The following is a 21,789-nucleotide window of genomic DNA, read 5'->3' on the forward strand; positions in this document are numbered from 1 at the left end:
AAGCCGTTTAGCCTAGCTTTGTTAGGGCTAAACTTTTATTTTAAATGGTTGAGAAAATCGCATACCTTTTCATCTCCTAATTTGCAACTCTTTCTAAAGTTTTCTATCGCTTGCTCTTTATCTTTTGCTATGCCTATGCCATCGTATTGCATCAATCCTAAGCAGAACACCCATCACCATCATTCAATTCGCATGCCTTAGAATAACGAGCGAGAGCCTCTTTAAAATTCTTCGCTACGCCATCGCCACGACGATATATATTCCCCGCATTAAAGCATCCAGAACCATCATTCAATTCGCATGCTTTAAAGTAAAGCTGAGCGGCCTTTTTCAAATCCTTTCCCACTCCATGCCCATTATCATAAAGCACCCCTAAATTAAAACACCCCACACCATCTTTCAAATCGCAAGCTTTTTCAAAATATTTCTTAGCTTGAGTGAAATCTTGCTTACTGTAACTATTTCTACCCAAATCAACAAGCTTTTTAGCATTTGGCTCTGCCATTAACCCCCCCTAAACACAATGCACCCAAACATAAGACCCTAAAAAGGGCTTTTTTGACATTTTTTAGCATGACACTTCTCCTATTCAAAATTTTATTATAGCCAGAAAGATTAGCTTGTGGGGTCTATGCGTTCATCAAAATCTTAAAAAGCATAAAAACCAATCAAACAAAAGCCACTGATCAAGCCTTATTCAAACTAAACTTTGATTTTGAGCTGTTTGAGAATATCGCATGCCCCTTTAGCGCCTAATTTACAGCCTTTTTTAAAGTTTTCTATGGCTTGCTTTTCATTTCTTGCTATACCTTCGCCATTGTATTGCATGGCCCCTAAATTGAAACACCCTCCGCCATTTTCCAACTCGCATGCCTTAGAATAACGAGCGAGAGCCTCTTTAAAATTCTTCGCCGCGCCTTCGCCATGATGATACATGTTCCCTGCGTTAAAGCACCCTGGGCTGTCTTTTAAATCGCAAGCTTTGTCATACGAAGCGAGCGCCTTTTTCAAATCCTTAGGCGTGCCTCTGCCTGCATCATACAAGCTCCCTAATATCGTGCAACCATCGCCATCGTTCAAATCGCACGCTTTAGTGAAATACTCCACCGCTTTTTTAAAATCCCTAGTTACCACTTTACCATCATGATAGATCCCCCCTAAGCTCGCGCACCCTTCAGCGTATTTCAAATCGCACGCTTTAGAGTAGTATTGCAAGGCTTTGTTGGTGTTTTGGGACACGCCTTGCCCGCTATAATATAAATTCCCTAGCAAATGACACCCATTACTGTAATTTAAATCGCAAGCTTTAGCGTAAAAGGAAGCGGCTTTTTTCAAGTTTTTTTCCACCCCATGCCCTTGATAATAAAGCACCCCTAAATTAAAACACCCGCTATTTTCTTTCAGATCGCAAGCTTTTTCAAAATATTTCTTAGCCTGAGTGAAATCCTGCTCTTTGTAGCTCTTTGCCCCCAAACCGACAAGCTCTTTAGGGTCTTGCTCTGCCATTAGCCCCCCTAAACACAACGCACCCAAACACAAAACCCTAAAAAGGGATTTTTTGACATTTTCTAACATGATGTATCTCCTTATTAAAAATTTTATTATAGTGTTATTAAGCAAATACAAAACGCCATGATCTCTTTGTTATCTTAAAGCTAACGCCCGCTTGCAAATTTCTGTGATTTTATCCCACTCTTTGTTTTGAATTAAATCTTTAGGGGTGAGCCAGCTCCCCCCCACGCACACAACGTTTTCTAAAGCCAAATAAGAACGCATGTTATCCACGCTAACCCCCCCAGTGGGGCAAAATTTCACTCCTTTAAAAGGGCCGTTAAAAGCGTTTAAAAGCTTAACGCCCCCGCAATACTCTGCCGGGAAAAATTTCAAGGCGTTATAGCCCAATTCTAAAGCCTGCATGACTTCACTGCTGCTAGAAACCCCAGGTATTAAAGGCATGTCTTTTTTCTTTGCGTGTTCTAAAAGCTTTATCGTAAGACCCGGGCTAATCAAAAACTCTGCCCCCCTATTTTGAGCCTGCTCTAATTGAGTGAGATTGAGTATCGTGCCAGCACCCACGCGCATTTTTGGCACATTCTTAGCGATAAGCTCTATGGCTTCTAAAGCACAACTGGAGCGCAAAGTTACTTCTATGATTGGAATACCCCCCTCTATCAGGCTTTGCGCTAAAGGCACAGCGTCTTTTATATTCTCAATCACTACCACAGGGACAATGGGGCTGATTTGTAAAATCTCTATTATTTTATCTTGCATTTTATCTCCTTTATATTTTTATACCTTTATGCCAAAACTCATGCCGCCCTCTTCAGCGGTATTGACATTCAATCTCAAGCTTGTAAACAATTCCCTACCCAACCCAAAACTCGGCTTTTCTAAATTTTCTAAGGTTTCTAAAAACAAAGGGTTGATCCCTCTATTTTCAAAATCCTTTTCAAGCACGTTCAAAGCGTTATTAGGAGCGTCTAATTCTATCCAATCGCCATCTTTAATCTTAATGATCGCCCCGTTTAACGCTCCCTCAGGGCTTAAATGGATCGCGCTAGGCACTTTCCCGCTCGCCCCGCTCATGCGCCCATCCGTAACCAGCGCGACCTTATAGCCCATATCCTGTAAAGCCCCTAAATTCGTGGTGAGTTTGTGCAATTCTGGCATGCCGTTAGACTTGGGCCCTTGGAAAGGCAAGACAGCGACAAAATCCCTTTCTAATTCTTTATTTTTAAAGCGTTCTAAAAATTCGCTTTGGGTTTTAAAAACAATCGCTCTGGCCTTGACTTTCCTATGCTCATCTTTAATGGCTGAGATTTTAATCACGGCCCGCCCCAAATTACCTTTTAAAATTTTAAGCCCCCCATTAGCGGCAAAAGGCTCACTAACAGGGCGTAAAATGTCCGTATTCAGGCTATGACTAACAGCGTCTTTATACACCAAGTGGCCGTTTTCTAAAAAGGGGGTTTTGGTGTAATTTTGCATGCCTTTTTGCGTTTCTGTATCCATAATCGTATGAGTGTCCTCAAATAAAAGCCCCTCTTTTAGCAATTCTTTGATCACAAACGCTAAGCCCCCACACGCTTCAAAAGCGTTCACATCCGCTGATCCGTTAGGATAGACTTTAGCTAAAAGGGGTATGAGGTTAGAAACGGCGTCAAAATCGTCCCAACTGAGAATCACCCCACAAGATCTAGCGATAGCGATCAAATGCAAAGTGTGGTTAGTAGAACCCCCTGTTGCCATTAAGCCTATAAGAGCGTTAAGAATGCTTTTTTCATCAATGAGTTTGGCTAAAGGCAGGACTTTCCCGCTCGCTAATCTTTTAGCGCTCTCTTCTACCAAAACCTTTCGTAAGGGGTTGTTAGGGTTGATAAAACTAGAATTAGCCACATGCAACCCCATAAACTCCATCATCATTTGATTGGAATTAGCCGTGCCATAAAAAGTGCAAGTGCCCACGTCATGATAGCTTTGCATTTCCACTTTTAAAAGCTCTTCTCTGTTGATCTTTCCCATTGCAAAATCTTGGCGCGCTTTGGCTTTTTTGTAATTTTCTATCCCGCTCACCATAGGCCCGCTTGGCACAAACACGCTCGCTAAATTCCCAAAGCTTAACGCTCCTATGAGCAAGCCTGGCACGATTTTATCGCACACGCCTAAAAAAAACGCCCCGTCAAAAACATTATGGCTTAACCCTACGGCGGTGCTTAATGCGATCACATCTCTACTAAACAAGCTCAATTCCATGCCCTCATAACCCTGCGTGATACCATCACACATCGCTGGCACCCCACTAGCGACGCTCGCATAAGCGTTATGCTCTTGCAATTCTTTTTTAATCCAATCAGGGTAATTTTTAAAAGGTTGGTGGGCTGAAAGCATGTCATTATAAGCCGTGATAATCGCAAAATGCTTTCTTTTATGCGAACCTAAAGGCATTTTTAAATGCTCTGGCATGCTCGCTGTAACATGCGCAATATTCGCGCAACCCAAACTCTCAATCTTGGGCTGGTTTTTGGGGTTAAAGATATTTTCTAAATAAAGCTCTCTGGTTTTTTTGCTACGCTCTGTAATTTTTTCTTTGATTTGTTCTAAAGAATGCTTAGGCATGAACACCCCTTCAATTAAGATTTAATATATAATAATAACTCAAAAACACTCTAAAAGGGTTATTGATGTTAGATTTTGATTTGGTTCTTTTTGGTGCGACTGGGGATTTAGCCATGCGAAAGCTCTTTGTTTCGCTCTATGAAATTTATACCCATTATGGTTTTAAAAAAGATTCTAAGATTATCGCATCTGGGCGTAAGGAGCTATCCAATGAAGAATTTTTAGCGCTTCTTTGCGAAAAGACACAACTGCATTCAAGAGAAAAGGGTGAGGAATTTTTAACCCATATCAGTTATTTTTGCGTTCGTTTGGATAACCCTAAAGACTTTGAAGAATTGAGTAAAATCGCTACAAAAAATAAACCCTTGATTTTCTACTTTTCTATCTCCCCTAGTTTTTTTGCAACGACCGCCCAACATCTCGCCAAAAATGCACTCAATCACGCCAATACGCGCTTGATTTTAGAAAAGCCTTTAGGGCATGATTTAAAGACTTGTAAGGAGATTTTCCAAAGCATTAGCGCTTTTTTTAAAGAAGAACAAATCTTTAGAATCGATCATTATTTAGGGAAAAAGGGCGTTCAAAATATCCTTGAATTGCGCTTAAATAACCCTATCTTAAATATTTTATGGAATCAAATCAGCGCGGTTGAAATCTGCGTGTATGAGACTTTAGGGGTGGAAGAAAGGGGCGAATTTTACGATAAAATCGGGGCTTTAAGGGATATGGTTCAAAACCATCTCTTGCAAGTTTTATCCCTTATCGCTACAGATTTACCCAACGATTTAAAGGATTTGAGGAAAGAAAAAATCAAAGTTTTAAAAACCTTACAACCCCCTAAAGACTTTAAAAAACAAGTGATCCGCGCCCAATATCAAGGCTATAGAGATGAAAATAAGGTCCATAAAGAGAGCCAAACAGAAACTTTTGTCGCTATTAAAGCCTTTTTGGATACGCCTAAATTTAAAGGCGTGCCTTTCTACCTTAAACACGCTAAAAAAATGCCCCGCAACCAAGCGAGCGCAAAAATCCATTTTAATGCAATCAATACGCTAGAATTTTTCCTCTCTCAAGATAAAATCACCCTCACCCTACAAGATCATCAAAACCCCCTTATTTTAGAAACCCACCACAAACAAGAATTTTTGCAGCCCTACGCTAAATTGCTCTATGATGCGATACAAAATAACCACAATAATTTCGCCCACCAGTTGGAATTGGAAGCGTCATGGGTTTTTATTGACACGCTCATAGAAGGTTTTATGAATAACGCCACGCCCTTATATTCCTATGAAAGCCATAACCTAAACGAATCAGAATTTTTAAAACCACTCTATCAATGAAAGGGATTTCATGGGTTATCAATTGTTTGAATTTGAAAATTTGAAAGATTGCCACAAGGCTTTAACAGAGCGTTTTAAAGAATTTTTTAACACCGCCTTAAAAAAGCACCATCAAGTTTCTATCGCTTTTTCTGGAGGCCGTTCACCCATTGGTTTGTTGCAAAAATTGAGCGTTTTAGATCTCAAATGGCATGCGTGTTTAGTCAGTTTAGTGGATGAACGCATTATAGACACAAGCCACAAGGATAGCAACACCAAATTATTGCACGACTACTTGTTGCAAAATAACGCCTTAAAAGCTTCTTTCATCCCGCTTTTGCCCAAAAAGATTTCTGGCGATACAAACGCGCTTTTTCATTTTGCTAACCAGTATTTCAAACAGCCCCATTTAGCCATTTTGGGCATGGGGACTGACGGGCATACGGCTAGCCTTTTTCCTGAAACGAGCGCTTTTTTAAACGAAGAAAAAGAAAATATCGTTTTGACTAAGCCAATTAACGCTCCTTATGAGCGCTTGAGCATGTCTGTTAACGCCTTAGAAAATTGCGAAAAACTTTTCTTAAGCATTAGTGGGGTAGAAAAAAGGGAGGTTTTAGAAAAGGCTTTAAAAGAAACCGCCCCCTATTCTCTGCCAATTGCCCGGATTTTACATTCTAAAAAAGTTACCACGGAGGTGTTTTATGCCAAAAACTGAAACTTACCCAAGACTCTTAGCCGATATTGGCGGCACAAATGCGCGTTTTGGTTTGGAAGTCGCCCCACGACAGATTGAATGCGTTGAAGTCTTGAGGTGCGAAGATTTTGAAAGCTTGAGCGATGCGGTGCGATTTTACCTTTCTAAATGCAAAGAAAGCCTTAAACTGCGCCCTATTTATGGCTCTTTTGCTGTGGCTACGCCCATCATGGGGGATTTTGTCCAAATGACTAACAACCACTGGACTTTTTCTATTGAAACGACACGGCAATGTTTGAATTTAAAAAAACTGCTTGTCATCAATGATTTTGTCGCGCAAGCCTATGCCATTAGTGCGATGCAAGAAAACGATCTGGCCCAAATAGGCGGGATTAAGTGCGAGATCAACGCCCCTAAAGCGATTTTAGGGCCAGGAACCGGGCTTGGGGTAAGCACTCTTATCCAAAACAGCGATGGCTCTTTGAAAGTCTTGCCCGGTGAAGGGGGGCATGTGAGCTTTGCCCCTTTTGATGATTTAGAAATTTTAGTGTGGCAATACGCCCGCTCTAAATTCAACCATGTGAGCGCGGAAAGGTTTTTGAGCGGTAGCGGCTTGGTGCTGATTTATGAAGCTTTATCCAAACGCAAAGGCTTAGAAAAAGTAGCGAAATTGAGCAAGGCTGAATTAACCCCACAAATCATTAGCGAACGCGCTTTGAATGGGGATTACCCTATATGCCGATTGACCTTGGACACTTTTTGCTCCATGCTAGGCACGCTCGCTGCTGATGTGGCTCTCACTTTGGGGGCTAGAGGGGGCGTGTATTTGTGTGGGGGAATTATCCCACGATTCATTGATTATTTTAAAACTTCGCCCTTTAGAGTGCGTTTTGAAACGAAGGGGCGCATGGGAGCGTTTTTAGCTTCTATCCCTGTGCATGTCGTGATGAAAAAAACTCCCGGACTTGATGGGGCGGGCATTGCGTTAGAAAATTATTTACTGCATGATAGAATTTAGCAAATAGTAGCGCTTTAAGATAAAAGCGATTAGCGCAAGGGGTGCGTTTAAGCGCGCCAAACAACGCTACCATATAACCAATAACTATCAAATTAGTTAAACCTATAGAAACATAAGCAAACCACAAAAACGATACAATAGCGGTATTTTAATGAAACAAGGAGTTTTAATGAGAGTTCCATCTAAAGGTTTTGCTATTTTTTCTAAAGACGGGCATTTCAAACCCCATGACTTTAGCCGTCATGCTGTAGGCCCTAAAGATGTGCTGATTGACATTCTTTATGCAGGGATTTGCCATAGCGATATTCATAGCGCTTATAGCGAATGGAAAGAAGGCATTTATCCCATGGTTCCTGGGCATGAAATTGCTGGGGTCATCAAAGAAGTGGGTAAGGAAGTTAAGAAATTTAAGGTTGGCGATGTGGTAGGCGTGGGCTGTTTTGTCAATTCATGCAAGACATGTAAGCCTTGTAAAGAACACCAAGAGCAATTTTGCGCCAACCACAAAACGGTATTCACTTATGATTGTTTGGATTATTTCCATGACAATGAACCCCACATGGGCGGATACTCTAATAATATTGTCGTGGATGAAAACTATGTGATTAGCGTGGATAAAAACGCTCCTTTAGAAAAAGTAGCCCCGTTATTGTGCGCAGGCATCACCACTTATTCGCCCTTAAAATTTTCTAAGGTTACTAAAGGCACAAAAGTGGGCGTCGCTGGGTTTGGCGGGCTAGGAAGCATGGCGGTCAAATACGCTGTGGCTATGGGGGCTGAAGTGAGCGTTTTTGCAAGAAACGATCACAAAAAGCAGGACGCTTTAAGCATGGGGGTTAAACATTTCTACACGGACCCTAAGCAATGCAAAGAGGAATTGGATTTTATCATTTCAACCATTCCTACCCATTATGATTTAAAAGACTACCTCAAGCTCTTAACTTATAGCGGCGAATTAGCCCTTGTGGGACTCCCTCCTGTAGAAGTCGCTCCAGCACTCAATGTTTTTGAATTTATCCATTTGGGCAATCGCAAGGTTTATGGCTCATTGATTGGGGGCATTAAAGAAACCCAAGAGATGATGGATTTTTCTATCAAACACAATATTTACCCTGAAGTGGATTTGATTTTAGGCAAGGATATTGACACCGCTTATCACAACCTAACCCATGGGAAAGCGAAATTCCGCTATGTGATTGACATGAAAAAATCGTTTGATTAAAAGTTTTGGCTCTAGTTCTTTTTTAAGAGCTTGAGTTGGATTAGGATTTTTTTCACTAGTGCATGGAGTTTTAAGAATCGCAAAGTCTTACCCACAAGACTCTTAAGTGGTATGAGGATGCAGTATTTGAATAGTCTTCGCCTTGCGTTTTGGGGAATCTCATGAATGTGCAAAAAATAATGTTTTAAAAATGTCTTAAGAGCGTCATGGGCGATCTGTTCTTCTGCTTTCCATAAAGGAAAGTAGTAATGATAAGCGGCAATGCCATGGTAGTAATGCCATTTTTCTCCACCTATCCCCCCACCCCCTGTGATCAAATAAGACCAATCGCTCATAAAGGGGGTTTTAGCCAAAGCGTTCAGCCATAAATCCGCTTTTAAACCAAAAGGATATGTCCAAGGCTTGATTTGAAAATAAGGATGAGAGTCATATTGTATAACGATAGGTTCTCTTAGGGCTTGTTTAATAGTGTCATGATAAATTGCATTGACCACGCCCTTTAAATGCTCTTTAGAAAGTCTATAATAGTGTGGGAAAATGCAATACTCTATTTTTAATGGCGCAATCTTTGAACGACAAAATTCTGTTAATTGCGGTTCTTTATCTATTTTTTGCGTGCGTATAATCTCTAATATTTTTTTACAAAATTGATTTTTTCGCTGGTAAGTTAAGTTGCAATAAAAAAAGCCTTCATACGGGTATATTTTGTCATAAACCCCATAAAAATAATTCTCATCATTTTCTTTAATACTTAAGAAATCAGCGCTAAATTCATTGCAAAAGATAACGTCCACATCGCTCCACACCATTTTAGAATATTTAGGGAATAAATCCGCTAGAAAATACTTCACTAACACCATTTTAGAAAAACGCTTGGTGAAATCCTCATCAAAAGGGTTAGGGATAGCGTCTAAAAAAGGTTCAATATCTCTCACTTCTAAAGTAGCAAATTCTTTAAAAGGCTCTGTGATTTGGTTAAGCTTTGCTTTATCTTCTTCATTCAAGCCTACCACTAAAGCGTGTAGGGTGTAATGGATTTTTTTATTAGCCTTAGCGATGCTTTCTAGCAAGGAATAAAGACACGCACCCGCAGGAATAAGGTAATTCTTATCAAAAGCGAAAGCGATAGGAATATGAAAATCTTGTTCTTTAAAAGAATGGCTTGAAGCTGAAGTCATAAAAAATGAAACACCCCTTTTTAAAGCTATTTTATCCAAAAAAAAAAAAAAACAGAACTTGAAAGGGTTCTGTTTTTTGGTTTTTATGCTGTTTTTAAAGCAAATTAATTTAAAGAAAGGTTTTAACCCCTTTACTCTAGCCCTTTTTCAAGAGTTTGAGTTTGATTAAGATTTTTTTAACAATCCCATGAAGCCCTAAAACTCTAAGGATCTTACTAACCGCCCTTTTAACTAACGCTTTAGGCATCAAAAACCCAAAATAAATAAGCTTATTGAAAAATTTTTTCACTAAACCACAAATTAATTCAAAAACTCTTGAATGGATTTTCCTTTCTTTAAACACAACAAACAGATACGATTTGAAAAACAAATACGGGGTTTTGAAAAGAATTTCTTTTGAAGATTTTACTGAAGAAAAATAATGCTGCTCAGCCATTTTTGTGGTATAAAAGCTCTCATTGGTGTGCATTTTTTTAGTGTAATCGCTCATAAAAGGGGTTTTAGCCAAAGCGTTCAGCCATAAATCCGCTTTTAAACCAAAAGGATAGTCCCAAGGCTTCACCGCCCCCCACCAAGCGTCATAGTGGATAATGGTAGGGTTTTCTCGTGCCTCTAAAATGGTTTTCTTATAATTCTCGTTTAAGTATGCGTTAGAAAAATCTTTAATGGTGTAATAATAAGGGAAAACGCAATATTCAATCCCTAAAGCCTTCATGTTAGGCCAACACCATTTCGTAAAATCCAACTCCCCTTTAGCCTCATTCCCCTTTAAAAGATCATGCATTCTTAAGGTGAAATTTTTCTTGCGCTGGTAATCTAAATTGCAAAACAAAAACCCTTCCATCATGTGGTGCTTTTCAACTTCTAAAACCCCATAAAAATAATTCTCATCATTTTCTTTAATACTTAAGAAATCAGTGCTAAATTCATTGCAAAAGATAACGTCCACATCGCTCCACACCATTTTAGAATATTTAGGGAATAAATCCGCTAGAAAATACTTCACTAACACCATTTTAGAAAAACGCTTGGTGAAATCCTCATCAAAAGGGTTAGGGATAGCGTCTAAAAAAGGTTCAATATCTCTCACTTCTAAAGTAGCAAATTCTTTAAAAGGCTCTGTGATTTGGTTAAGCTTTGCTTTATCTTCTTCATTCAAGCCTACCACTAAAGCGTGTAGGGTGTAATGGATTTTTTTATTAGCCTTAGCGATGCTTTCTAGCAAGGAATAAAGACACGCACCCGCAGGAATAAGGTAATTCTTATCAAAAGCGAAAGCGATAGGAATATGAAAATCTTGTTCTTTAAAAGAATGGCTTGAAGCTGAAGTCATAAAAAATGAAACACCCCTTTTTAAAGCTATTTTATCCAAAAAAAAAAAAAAACAGAACTTGAAAGGGTTCTGTTTTTTGGTTTTTATGCTGTTTTTAAAGCAAATTAATTTAAAATTTTACCTTATTTTTGCCACCATTTTTAAAGGCGTTGATGAAAGGGGCTGTGTTTTAGTTTGATTTTCTTAAAAAAATCTCTTTGCGCATTATTGTTTTCAGGTTTTTTAATAGCGCCTTTAATGAAAGCGGCTAGTTTTGTCTATGACTTGAAGTTTATGAGCTTTAATTTCAATCTGGCTTCCCCTCCAAATAACCCCTATTGGAATAGCCTAACCAAAATGCAAGGTCGTCTCATGCCTCAAATCGGCGTCCAATTAGACAAAAGACAGGCCTTGATGTTTGGAGCGTGGTTCATTCAAAATTTACACACGCATTATAGTTATTTCCCTTATTCATGGGGGGTTACAATGTATTACCAATACATAGGGAAAAATTTGAGATTTTTTTTAGGCATTGTGCCACGAAGCTATCAAATAGGGCATTACCCTTTAAGCGCTTTTAAAAAACTTTTTTGGTTTATAGACCCCACTTTTAGGGGAGGAGCGTTCCAATTCAAACCGGCTTATGACCCTAATCGCTGGTGGAATGGGTGGTTTGAGGGCGTTGTGGATTGGTATGGGGGGCGTAACTGGAACAACCAGCCCAAAAAGAAAAATTACGATTTTGATCAATTCTTGTATTTTGTTTCTTCAGAATTTCAGTTTCTTAAAGGGTATTTAGGTTTGGGGGGACAGCTTGTCATTTTTCATAACGCCAGCCATCATAGCATGGGAGATAATTACCCTTACGGCGGTAATTCTTACTTAAAACCAGGCGATGCAACCCCACAATGGCCTAATGGCTACCCCTATTTCAGTCAAAAAAATAACCCACAAGGCGGAGAAATAGGGAAATACTCTAACCCTACCATTTTAGACAGGGTTTATTACCATGCTTATTTAAAAGCGGATTTTAAAAATCTCATGCCTTATATGGATAATATTTTTATGACCTTTGGCACGCAGTCGTCTCAAACCCATTATTGCGTGCGTTACGCTAGCGAGTGCAAAAACGCCCGATTTTATAACAGCTTTGGGGGAGAATTTTACGCTCAAGCGCAATACAAAGGCTTTGGGATTTTTAACAGATACTATTTTTCCAACAAACCCCAAATGCATTTTTACGCTACTTATGGCCAATCCCTTTATACCGGCTTGCCATGGTATAGAGCCCCTAATTTTGACATGATAGGGCTTTATTATGTCTATAAAAATAAATGGGTGAGCGTGCGAGCGGATGCGTTTTTTAACTTTTTAGGTGGGGGCGATGGGTATCATTTGTATGGGAAAGGGGGCAAGTGGATCACTACTTATCAGCAATTCTTAACCCTAACCATAGACACACGAGAGTTAATTGATTTTGTCAAATCTAAAACCTCTAAATAACTATACCTAAAAATTATAGATATAATTGAAATAAGCTACCGGTAAGCGGTGCCATAAAGTAGTCGCACTCAAGCCATCAATAATTTCCATTCTTTTGTTAGGAATGAAAGGGAATTTCAACCCGAAAGTGATTTCATTGTGGAAAAAGCCAAAACGAAAACCCACTTTCACAAGCAATTGGAAAAGCGAATTTTCTTTGCCTAAATTTTGAGCGATAATCCCATGCATAGCCCCTCCTGGCATGTAAGTCGCCCCAGCGATGCCTAAGCCAAACTCTAACCCTAAAAACATCTTTGGTGAATTGAAAGCGTCCCACAAACCACTAAATTCTAAACCATAGGTAGAAATATAGGATTTGTGAGAAGAAAAGGTCTGATCATAAAACAACCCGTAACGGAAACCCACATGCTCTACAGCTTGCGTTTTAGCCACAAATTTCCCCCCTAACACCACGCCAAAGCCATTACCGGTCATGAAATACGATTTATCTATAGAACTGGTGCTAAAAGACGTGTTGATCGCACTAAGCTGATACCCAACCCCTAAATAAAACGTATTCCTATCCGCAAATTTAGGTTTTTTTGATTTTTCATCAAGCTCTGCCTCTGCGGCTTGGAGCGATGATAATAACGCCATGCCCATTAATATTTTAATTGTTGTTTTATTCATAACCCAATTCCTTTATGTTATCCTACCCCACACTTGCCCCATACAAACTAAAGTTAAATCACGCCCTAATAATAACAAAGTTTAAAATAAATATTAGTGGTTTTTATTAAGAACGCCTATCTTTTTAGAATAAATAGCCATAAAATAGCCATAATTCTTATGGGTATGCCCCCATTTTCCTATCAAAATTCCTAAAAAGATATTGTTATAAGACACATTAACAGTTTTTCTTGTATAATTTAGGCTAAATTCATTTTATTTTATACGATATTAAGGAGACATATTACCATGTTTCAAATTAGATGGCATGCGCGAGCTGGTCAGGGCGCTATCACCGGCGCTAAAGGGCTAGCTGATGTGATTTCAAAAACAGGCAAAGAAGTGCAAGCGTTCGCTTCTTATGGTTCAGCTAAAAGGGGAGCCGCTATGATGGCTTATAACCGCGTTGATGATGAGCCTATTTTAAACCATGAACGCTTCATGCAGCCTGATTATGTGCTGGTGATTGACCCTGGTTTGGTTTTTATTGAAAACATTTTCGCCAATGAAAAAGAAGACACGACCTATATCATCACTAGTTATCTCAGCAAAGAAGAATTGTTTGAAAAAAAACCTGAATTAAAAACCCGTAAGGTGTTTTTGGTGGATTGTTTAAAAATCTCTATGGAAACCTTAAAACGCCCTATCCCTAACACGCCCATGTTAGGGGCGTTGATGAAGGTGTCTGGCATGCTTGAAATTGGGGCTTTTAAAGAAGCTTTTAAAAAAGTTTTAGGCAAAAAACTCACGCAAGAAGTCATTGACGCTAACATGCTCGCTATCCAAAGAGCTTATGAAGAAGTTCAATAACATTAAGGATTAAAGATGAAAGATTGGAATGAATTTGAAATGGGAGCGGTGCTCTTCCCTTTTGAAAAGAACGCGCAAAGCGAAATGGAAAAACACAATGATGAGCGCCATTATACCGAACAGAGTTACTTCACCACTTCAGTGGCTCATTGGCGCGTGGCTAAGCCTGTGCATAACAATAATATTTGTATCAATTGCTTTAATTGTTGGGTTTATTGCCCAGACGCTGCCATTCTTTCAAGAGAGGGCAAATTAAAGGGCGTGGATTATTCTCATTGTAAGGGCTGTGGCGTGTGCGTGGATGTCTGCCCCACTAACCCTAAATCCCTATGGATGTTTGAAGAACAAATTGAGCCTGCCACCGCTCTCACTCAATGGCCGCAAAAACAAGAAAAGAAAAAATCATAAGGAAAAAATATGGCAAAAAGTATCGAATTGCAAGAGATAGAAGTGTGGGATGGCAATACCGCTAGCTCTAACGCCCTGAGACAGGCTCAAATTGATGTCATCGCAGCCTATCCTATCACCCCTTCAACGCCTATTGTGCAAAATTATGGATCGTTTAAGGATAATGGCTATGTTGATGGCGAATTCGTTTTAGTGGAATCTGAGCATGCCGCCATGAGTGCATGCGTGGGAGCGGCCGCTGCTGGTGGGAGGGTCAGCACTGCGACTAGCTCTCAAGGTTTGGCGTTAATGGTAGAGGTTTTATACCAGGCTTCTGGCATGCGTTTGCCTATCGTTTTGAATTTGGTCAATCGCGCTCTAGCAGCCCCTTTAAATATCCATGGCGATCACTCTGATATGTATTTAAGCAGGGATTCTGGCTGGGTAAGTTTATGCACATGCAACCCTCAAGAAGCTTATGATTTCACCTTAATGGCGTTTAGAATCGCAGAGCATCAAAAGGTGCGCGTGCCTACTATCGTCAATCAAGATGGCTTTTTATGCTCGCACACCGTGCAGAATGTCCGCCCTTTGAGCGATGCAGTGGCTTATCAATTCGTAGGCGAATACCAAACCAAACATTCCCTTTTAGATTTTGATAAACCGGTAAGCTATGGCGCGCAAGCTGAAGAAGAATGGCATTATGAGCATAAAGCCCAACTCCACCATGCTATTATGAGCGCGTCTTCTGTGATTGAAGAAGTGTTTAATGATTTCGCTAAACTCACAGGCAGGCAATACCATTTGACTAAAACTTTCCAGCTAGAAGACGCTGAAATCGCTATCTTTGCGTTAGGCACTACTTATGAATCCGCTATCGTAGCGGCTAAAGAAATGCGTAAAAAAGGCATTAAGGCTGGCGTGGCCACTATCCATTCCTTACGCCCCTTCCCCTATGAAAGATTGGGGCAGGATTTGAAAAACCTTAAAGCTTTAGCGATTTTGGATAAAAGCTCTCCAGCGGGCGCTATGGGGGCGATGTTTAATGAAGTAACGAGTGCGGTGTATCAAACCCAAGGGACTAAACACCCCGTGGTGTCTAACTACATTTATGGTTTAGGCGAAAGGGATATGACGATCGTGCATTTATGCGAGATTTTTGAAGAAATCAATGAAGACGCTCTTAAAGGCACGCTCACGCACCCTACCCAACAATTCGTAGGCTTGCGTGGCCCCAAAATGAGCTTTTTTTAAAAAGGAAATATCATGGTAAAAGAAGTCAAAACACTCAAAGGTTTTAGCCAAAGCGCTGAGAAATTTCAAGGCTCGCACTTGCTTTGTCCAGGTTGTGGGCATGGCATCATTGTGCGCGAAGTTTTAAACGCTGTAGATGGGCCTATTGTTTTAGGCAATTCTACCGGTTGTTTAGAAGTATGCTCGGCTGTGTACCCGCACACTTCATGGGATGTGCCTTGGATTCATATCGGTTTTGAAAACGGCTCTACCGCTATTTCGGGGGTGGAAGCGATGTATAAGGCTTTAGTGAATAAGGGCCGCTATCAAGGTCAAAAGCCAAAATTCGTGGCGTTTGGAGGCGATGGGGCTAGTTATGATATTGGTTTTCAATTCATCAGCGGTTGCATGGAAAGAGGGCATGACATGACTTACATCTGCTTGGATAATGAAAACTACGCCAATACCGGCGGTCAAAGAAGCGGATCTACGCCATTAGGGGCTAGCACTTCTACCACGCCAGCAGGATCGGTTAGCTTTGGCAAAAAAGAAAAGAAAAAAGACATCGTCAATATCATGGCAAGCCATGGGGTCCCTTATGTGGCGCAACTCTCGCCTAATAAATGGAAAGACATGAATAAAAAGATTAAGACCGCGCTAGACACTGAAGGGCCTTGCTTTATCAACGCTCTTAGCCCATGCACGACTGAATGGAAATTTGATTCCAATAAGACCATTGAATTAGCGGATATGGCTGTGGATAGCTTGATGTTCCCCTTGTTTGAAGTCTTTAATGGCAGGGAATTGAAAATCACTTACCGCCCAAGAAATATCATTCCTGTAAGGGATTATTTAGCGGCTCAAAAGCGTTTCAAACACCTTTTCAAAAAGGAAAACGAACACATCATTGAAGAATTGCAAAAAGATGTGAATGAGCGTTGGGAATACTTGCAACGCAGAGAAGAAGCTAAAGTATAACCCTTAATTTGAAATCAAGGGGCTTTTTGCGCCTTGTGCGATTTTGCCCCTTGATTCTTTAAACCCCTTTAAAGTAACATGATCCCATTTTGATTTAAGGATTGTCGGTGTTAGAACGCTACGCGAATGAAGAAATGAAAGCCCTATGGAATGAGCAAACCAAATTTGAAACTTATTTGGAAGTGGAAAAAGCTGTCGTTAGGGCGTGGAACAAGCTTGGGCAAATCCAAGATAGCGATTGTGAAAAAATCTGCTTAAAAGCGGCATTCAATCTTGAGCGCATCAAAGAAATTGAAAAAACCACTAAGCATGATTTAATCGCTTTCACTACTTGCGTGGCTGAAAGCTTGGGCGAAGAATCCCGCTTTTTTCATTACGGGATCACTTCTAGCGATTGCATTGATACGGCTATGGCGTTATTGATGACCAAAAGCTTAAAACTCATTCAAAAAGGCGTTAAAAACCTCTATGAAACCCTTAAAAACAGGGCTTTAGAGCATCAAGACACGCTAATGGTAGGCAGAAGCCATGGGGTGTTTGGCGAACCCATTACTTTTGGCTTAGTGTTAGCCCTTTTTGCTGATGAAATCAAACGGCATTTAAAAGCCTTAGATTTAACGATGGAATTTATCAGCGTGGGAGCGATCAGTGGGGCTATGGGGAATTTCGCGCACGCCCCTTTAGAATTAGAAGAATTAGCGTGCGGATTTTTAGGCTTAAAAACCGCCAATATCAGCAATCAAGTCATTCAAAGAGACCGCTACGCCAGGCTTGCATGCGATCTGGCTCTTTTGGCGAGCAGTTGTGAAAAAATCGCTGTCAATATCCGCCATTTGCAACGCAGTGAAGTCTATGAAGTGGAAGAAGCTTTTTCAACAGGGCAAAAAGGAAGCTCTGCAATGCCTCATAAAAGAAACCCCATATTGAGCGAGAATATCACCGGGCTTTGCAGGGTGATTCGCTCTTTTACTACCCCTATGCTAGAAAATGTCGCCTTATGGCATGAAAGGGACATGAGCCATAGCTCTGTGGAGCGTTTTGCGCTGCCTGATCTGTTTATCACTAGCGATTTCATGCTCAGCCGCTTGAATAGCGTGATTGAAAATCTGGTGGTTTATCCTAAAAACATGCTTAAAAATTTAGCTTTGAGTGGGGGGCTAGTCTTTTCGCAACGGGTGTTATTGGAATTGCCTAAAAAAGGTTTGAGCCGAGAAGAAAGCTATCTAATCGTGCAAGAAAATGCGATGAAAATATGGGAGGTTTTGCAACAAGGCGCTTTTAAAAACGCTGATGAAAATTTATTTTTAAACGCCCTACTTAACGATGAACGCTTGAAAAAATATTTGAATGAGAGCGAAATCAGAGCATGTTTTGATTACAGCTATTACACTAAAAATGTGGGGGCGATTTTTAAAAGGGTGTTTGGATAAGGCGCGTTTTTAGCCTAAAATTTTTTGGCTTTGTTCTTATGGATTATTGATTGCAGAATTTAAAAAAACTCAAAGCGTTTTTAGAATAAATATAATAAAAAAGCTTGATTTTAATCAAACGATAACCTCTTAAAAAAACGCTCTTGAAAGGTTAGGGGGTTTTTTTGGGGTTTTAGGGGAATTATTTCAAAATACCCCCTATCCCCTTAAGAAAACGAGTTTAATAAAGTTTAAAACGATACAATAAAGTTTAAAACCAATTTGTAAAAAATTAAAATTTCAATCAAAGGGCTTTTTTGAAACGAGCGTTATACTTAATTTTAGGGCTTTTTTACGCGCTTAATGCAGAGAGCTTTAAAGATGTTTTGACTAAAGGGGATTACACTTTTTTTAATAAAAAGGTGGTTTCGCCTATCAAACGCTATGCGGATAGATCGGCGTTTTATCTGGGGCTTGGGTATCAGTTAGGGAGCATTCAGCACAACTCTAGCAACTTGAATTTATCCCAACGATTTAATAAAAGTCAGATTATTTTCAGCGATAGTCTAAGCCCTGTTTTTAAAAATTCGTATGTGTCTAATGGCCTTGGCGTTCAAGTGGGCTATAAATGGGTGGGTAAGCATGAAGAGACGAAATGGTTTGGCTTCAGGTGGGGGCTGTTTTATGATTTGAGCGCTTCTCTTTATGGCTCTCAAGAATCGCAATCTATCATCATTTCCACTTACGGCACTTATATGGATTTATTGCTTAACGCCTATAATGGGGATAAGTTTTTTGCCGGGTTTAATCTGGGGATCGCTTTTGCTGGAGTGTATGATAAAGTGAGCGATGCGTTATTGTATCAAGCGCTTCTTCAAAACACTTTTGGCGGGAAAGTGAATTTAAACGGCTTCCAGTTTTTGGTGGATTTAGGGGTTCGTTTAGGGAATGAACATAACCAATTTGGCTTTGGGATTAAAATCCCTACTTATTATTTTAACCATTATTATTCCATGAATAACATTAGCAATAATAGTGAAAATGTCTTAAAAGTTTTACGATTTTTAGAATATGGGATCAACAGCTTGTTGTATCAAGTTGATTTCAGGCGCAATTATTCAATTTATTTCAACTACACTTATAGTTTTTAAAGTGCAGTTTTTAAGCGATAGTTTTTAAAGCGTTCTTAATTGAGCGATTTCGTCTCTCAAACGCATCGCTTCTTCAAAATCCAAATTTTTCGCACGCTCTCGCATTTTTTTATCCAATTCTTTAATGATTTTTTCCCTTTCGCTTTTAGGCATTTTGTCCTTTTTTAAAGCTTTAGCGATTTTAATCTCATCGTCTCTTAATTTCAACTCCTCTTCTAAAGCTCGAGTAACGGTTTTGGGGGTGATGTTATGAAGCTTGTTAAACTCTTCTTGCTTGGCGCGCCTGTAACTCGTGATCTCAAAGGCTTTTTGCATGCTTTGAGTGATCTTTTTAGCGTATAATAAAACCTTACCATTAGCGTTTCTAGCGGCTCGCCCCATGGTTTGAATGAGGCTTGTTTCACTCCTTAAAAACCCCTCTTTATCCGCATCCATGATCGCTACTAAAGAAACTTCAGGCAAATCCAACCCCTCTCTTAAAAGATTGATCCCTATTAAAACATCAAATTCTTTAAGCCTTAAAGAGCGGATGATGTGATTCCTTTCAATCGCATCAATTTCGCTATGCATGTAACGCACCTTCAAGCCCCATTCAGCATAATATTTACACAATTCTTCTGCCATTTTTTTAGTGAGCGTGGTGATGAGCACCCTTTCACCTCTGGCCACCACTGACTTGATCTCATCAAATAAATCCTGGACTTGCTTATCGCTGTCTCGCACTTCAAATTTGGGGTCTAAAAGCCCGGTAGGGCGAATGATTTGCTCAGCGACATTCTTTTGAGAAAGCTCTAATTCTAGCTTATTGGGCGTAGCGGACACAAAAAGGAACTGGCAATTTTTATGGATAAATTCATCAAACTTTAAAGGGCGGTTGTCTAAAGCACTGGGCAATCTAAAGCCGTATTCTACTAAAACGCTTTTCCTGCTCATATCCCCTGCATACATCCCCCCAAATTGCGGCAAACTCACATGGCTTTCATCTACAATGACTAAAAACTCCCGCTCAAATATCCCTAAATAATCAAACAAGCAAAAAGGCGTTTCGTTAGGGGCTTTACCCGTAAAATGGCGCGCGTAATTTTCAATGCCCTTACACACACCCGTCGCGCTAATCATTTCTAAATCATGCTCGGTGCGTTGTTTGAGGCGGTTGTATTCAAGCATTTTATCCTGCTCTTTAAAAAATTTCAATCTCAAAGCGAGTTCATCTTCAATGCTTTTAATGGCTAAATTCAACCTCTCACTCCCTACGGCAAACTGACTGGCCGCATAAAGCATGACAGAATCCAAGCGCTTGATTTCATTTTTTTCTAAAACATCAAAAACAGCAATCCTTTCTATCTCATCGCCAAAAAATTCAATTCTAATGAATTCAGCGTCATTATAAGCGGGGAAAATATCCACGCATTCCCCCGTCGCTCTAAAGCTCCCTCTATCAAACACCACTTCATTACGGCTATAACCCATTTCCACTAGCTTTAATAAAAAGCTCTTGTAAGCACGCTTCTCGCCCACTTTGATTTTTTCCATGACTTTTAGATATTCTTCAGGGTTACCCAAACCATAATTAGCCGAAACGCTCGCTATCACGATCACATCATCATAACCTAAAAGCGAAGTGGTCGCGCTCAATCTCAAACGCTCCAAATCATCGTTAATAGAGCTGTCTTTTTCAATGAATAAATCCCTCCTAGGGATATAGCTTTCAGGTTGGTAGTAATCAAAGTGGGAGATAAAATACTCCACCCTATTATGCGGGAAAAACGCCTTAAACTCGCTATAAAGCTGCGCGCATAAGGTCTTATTATGGCTCATGATCAAAGCGGGTTTATTGGTTTGAGCGATGATATTGGCCATCGTGTAAGTCTTACCGCTCCCTGTAACGCCCACTAGAGTTTGATAATGGTTGTTATTTTTTAAGCTTTTCGTTAAAGCTTCTATGGCTTGGGGCTGATCGCCTGCTGGTGGATAAGGGCTTTTTAAATCAAATAAAGGCATCTTTAAACTCGCATTTTTTAGGGGTATTATAGTGGTTTTTAACAAGCCTTATTCAAACTCAAAAAAATCAATGTTTTGATAATGATCGGTCTTTTTCGCTTCCGTGATCTCGCTTGTGGCTTGTTGTTTTTCTTCTTTGATGTGGTTTAAAACTTCTTGCTTGTTGGTGTTGATTTCGTTGTTGGCGTTCGTTTTCGCTTCGTTAATGTTAGTTATCGCTTGGGTTTGGTTGGTGTTGATTTCGTTGTTAGCGTTCGTTTTAGCTTGGTTTATGGCTTCAAGGCTTTGGGTCTTGTTTTCGGTGATTTGGTTATTAGCGTTCGTTTTAGCTTGGTTTAGGGCTTCAAGGCTTTCGGTTTTGTTTTCGGTGATTTGGTTGTTAGCGTTCGTTTTAGCTTGGTTTAGGGCTTCAAGGCTTTGGGTCTTGTTTTCGGTGATTTGGTTGTTAGCGTTATCTCTGGCTTGGTTTAAAAAGAGTTGATAGCTCGTTAAAAGCCTGGTAGCGGTTTCTATCATTTGATTTTCTAGCTTTTTAATCTCGCTTTTAATGTTTTCGCTGTTAGCGTTTAAGGTGTTCGTTACTTCTTGCTCGTTGGCATGCATGCTCGTATTGAAATCGTTAAAAAAGTTTTCGTATTCTTTCATTTTAGTTTTTAAGCTCTCGCCGGCGCTCTTAAGCCACTCAATAGAATTTCTCAAACTGCTATCGATCTCATTGGCGTTTTTGAAAAAATCCAAACTTAAAAG

General features: G+C 39.9%; 19 protein-coding genes and 1 pseudogene. 11 read left to right on the plus strand and 9 right to left on the minus strand.

Annotation, left to right across the window (positions count from 1 at the left end; translation table 11 throughout):
* Positions 1 to 35 precede the first annotated feature (35 nt).
* The 4 genes and pseudogenes from H7O61_RS06430 to edd form a co-directional block, all read right to left on the minus strand.
* Positions 36 to 575 (minus strand): annotated as a pseudogene (locus H7O61_RS06430) (tetratricopeptide repeat protein).
* Between the two features lie 127 nt (positions 576 to 702).
* A complete protein-coding gene (gene hcpC / locus H7O61_RS06435) occupies positions 703 to 1,575 on the minus strand; it encodes a Sel1-like repeat protein HcpC (protein ID WP_000892763.1) in 873 nt (290 codons plus the stop codon).
* A gap of 69 nt (positions 1,576 to 1,644) precedes the next feature.
* On the minus strand, positions 1,645 to 2,271 hold the full coding sequence (locus tag H7O61_RS06440) for a bifunctional 4-hydroxy-2-oxoglutarate aldolase/2-dehydro-3-deoxy-phosphogluconate aldolase (RefSeq protein WP_001929300.1): 627 nt from the start codon (positions 2,269 to 2,271) through the stop codon (positions 1,645 to 1,647).
* Between the two features lie 18 nt (positions 2,272 to 2,289).
* On the minus strand, positions 2,290 to 4,116 hold the full coding sequence (gene edd, locus H7O61_RS06445; protein WP_187875489.1) for a phosphogluconate dehydratase: 1,827 nt from the start codon (positions 4,114 to 4,116) through the stop codon (positions 2,290 to 2,292).
* Between the two features lie 65 nt (positions 4,117 to 4,181).
* Here edd and H7O61_RS06450 point away from each other — a divergent pair, with 65 nt between their 5' ends.
* From H7O61_RS06450 to H7O61_RS06465, 4 genes are all read left to right on the plus strand, one after another.
* The gene (locus H7O61_RS06450) at positions 4,182 to 5,459 is read left to right on the plus strand and encodes a glucose-6-phosphate dehydrogenase (protein ID WP_187875490.1); all 1,278 of its coding nucleotides are present in this window, start codon (positions 4,182 to 4,184) and stop codon (positions 5,457 to 5,459) included.
* A gap of 10 nt (positions 5,460 to 5,469) precedes the next feature.
* Positions 5,470 to 6,153 (plus strand): 6-phosphogluconolactonase, encoded by a 684-nt coding sequence (gene pgl, locus H7O61_RS06455; protein WP_187875491.1) that lies wholly within the window; start codon positions 5,470 to 5,472, stop codon positions 6,151 to 6,153.
* Entirely contained in the window at positions 6,140 to 7,150 is a 1,011-nt protein-coding gene (locus tag H7O61_RS06460; RefSeq protein WP_001126921.1) for a glucokinase, read from the plus strand. Before pgl ends, H7O61_RS06460 begins: the two co-directional genes overlap by 14 nt.
* A gap of 169 nt (positions 7,151 to 7,319) precedes the next feature.
* The gene (locus H7O61_RS06465) at positions 7,320 to 8,372 is read left to right on the plus strand and encodes an NAD(P)-dependent alcohol dehydrogenase (protein WP_001265785.1); all 1,053 of its coding nucleotides are present in this window, start codon (positions 7,320 to 7,322) and stop codon (positions 8,370 to 8,372) included.
* Positions 8,373 to 8,383: 11 nt separating this feature from the next.
* Here H7O61_RS06465 and H7O61_RS06470 read toward each other — a convergent pair whose 3' ends face one another.
* Positions 8,384 to 9,550, minus strand: a complete 1,167-nt coding sequence (locus H7O61_RS06470) for a glycosyltransferase (protein ID WP_079295215.1) — start codon at positions 9,548 to 9,550, stop codon at positions 8,384 to 8,386.
* 136 nt (positions 9,551 to 9,686) lie between these two features.
* Positions 9,687 to 10,883, minus strand: coding sequence for a glycosyltransferase family 8 protein (locus H7O61_RS06475; protein ID WP_187875492.1), 1,197 nt, complete (start codon positions 10,881 to 10,883; stop codon positions 9,687 to 9,689).
* 174 nt (positions 10,884 to 11,057) lie between these two features.
* Here H7O61_RS06475 and H7O61_RS06480 point away from each other — a divergent pair, with 174 nt between their 5' ends.
* Complete coding sequence (locus H7O61_RS06480) at positions 11,058 to 12,365, plus strand: hypothetical protein (RefSeq protein ID WP_187875493.1); 1,308 nt, start codon at positions 11,058 to 11,060, stop codon at positions 12,363 to 12,365.
* Between the two features lie 6 nt (positions 12,366 to 12,371).
* Here the strand turns inward: H7O61_RS06480 and H7O61_RS06485 are convergent, their stop codons facing one another.
* Entirely contained in the window at positions 12,372 to 13,034 is a 663-nt protein-coding gene (locus tag H7O61_RS06485; RefSeq protein ID WP_187875494.1) for an outer membrane protein, read from the minus strand.
* A gap of 288 nt (positions 13,035 to 13,322) precedes the next feature.
* Here H7O61_RS06485 and H7O61_RS06490 point away from each other — a divergent pair, with 288 nt between their 5' ends.
* The 6 genes from H7O61_RS06490 (at position 13,323) to H7O61_RS06515 (ending at position 19,041) form a co-directional block, all read left to right on the plus strand.
* On the plus strand, positions 13,323 to 13,883 hold the full coding sequence (locus H7O61_RS06490; RefSeq protein WP_000486470.1) for a pyruvate flavodoxin oxidoreductase subunit gamma: 561 nt from the start codon (positions 13,323 to 13,325) through the stop codon (positions 13,881 to 13,883).
* Between the two features lie 15 nt (positions 13,884 to 13,898).
* Complete coding sequence (locus tag H7O61_RS06495) at positions 13,899 to 14,291, plus strand: 4Fe-4S dicluster-binding protein (protein WP_000656174.1); 393 nt, start codon at positions 13,899 to 13,901, stop codon at positions 14,289 to 14,291.
* A gap of 9 nt (positions 14,292 to 14,300) precedes the next feature.
* On the plus strand, positions 14,301 to 15,524 hold the full coding sequence (locus H7O61_RS06500) for a 2-oxoacid:ferredoxin oxidoreductase subunit alpha (RefSeq protein ID WP_001927588.1): 1,224 nt from the start codon (positions 14,301 to 14,303) through the stop codon (positions 15,522 to 15,524).
* 12 nt (positions 15,525 to 15,536) lie between these two features.
* Positions 15,537 to 16,481: a thiamine pyrophosphate-dependent enzyme gene (locus tag H7O61_RS06505; protein ID WP_000238143.1), complete on the plus strand. Its 945-nt coding sequence runs from the start codon at positions 15,537 to 15,539 to the stop codon at positions 16,479 to 16,481.
* A gap of 107 nt (positions 16,482 to 16,588) precedes the next feature.
* Positions 16,589 to 17,911 (plus strand): adenylosuccinate lyase, encoded by a 1,323-nt coding sequence (gene purB, locus H7O61_RS06510; RefSeq protein ID WP_079339652.1) that lies wholly within the window; start codon positions 16,589 to 16,591, stop codon positions 17,909 to 17,911.
* Positions 17,912 to 18,207: 296 nt separating this feature from the next.
* Complete coding sequence (locus H7O61_RS06515) at positions 18,208 to 19,041, plus strand: outer membrane protein (RefSeq protein ID WP_079295195.1); 834 nt, start codon at positions 18,208 to 18,210, stop codon at positions 19,039 to 19,041.
* 24 nt (positions 19,042 to 19,065) lie between these two features.
* Here the strand turns inward: H7O61_RS06515 and uvrB are convergent, their stop codons facing one another.
* Together uvrB and H7O61_RS06525 are read right to left on the minus strand one after the other, a co-directional pair.
* On the minus strand, positions 19,066 to 21,042 hold the full coding sequence (gene uvrB, locus H7O61_RS06520; protein WP_001892447.1) for an excinuclease ABC subunit UvrB: 1,977 nt from the start codon (positions 21,040 to 21,042) through the stop codon (positions 19,066 to 19,068).
* Between the two features lie 48 nt (positions 21,043 to 21,090).
* The coding region (locus H7O61_RS06525; RefSeq protein ID WP_187875495.1) for an ATP synthase subunit B family protein at positions 21,091 to 21,789 on the minus strand (699 nt) is incomplete at its 5' end.

It is taken from the genome of Helicobacter pylori, assembly GCF_014496965.1.
Taxonomy (GTDB): Bacteria; Campylobacterota; Campylobacteria; order Campylobacterales; family Helicobacteraceae; genus Helicobacter; species Helicobacter pylori_CZ.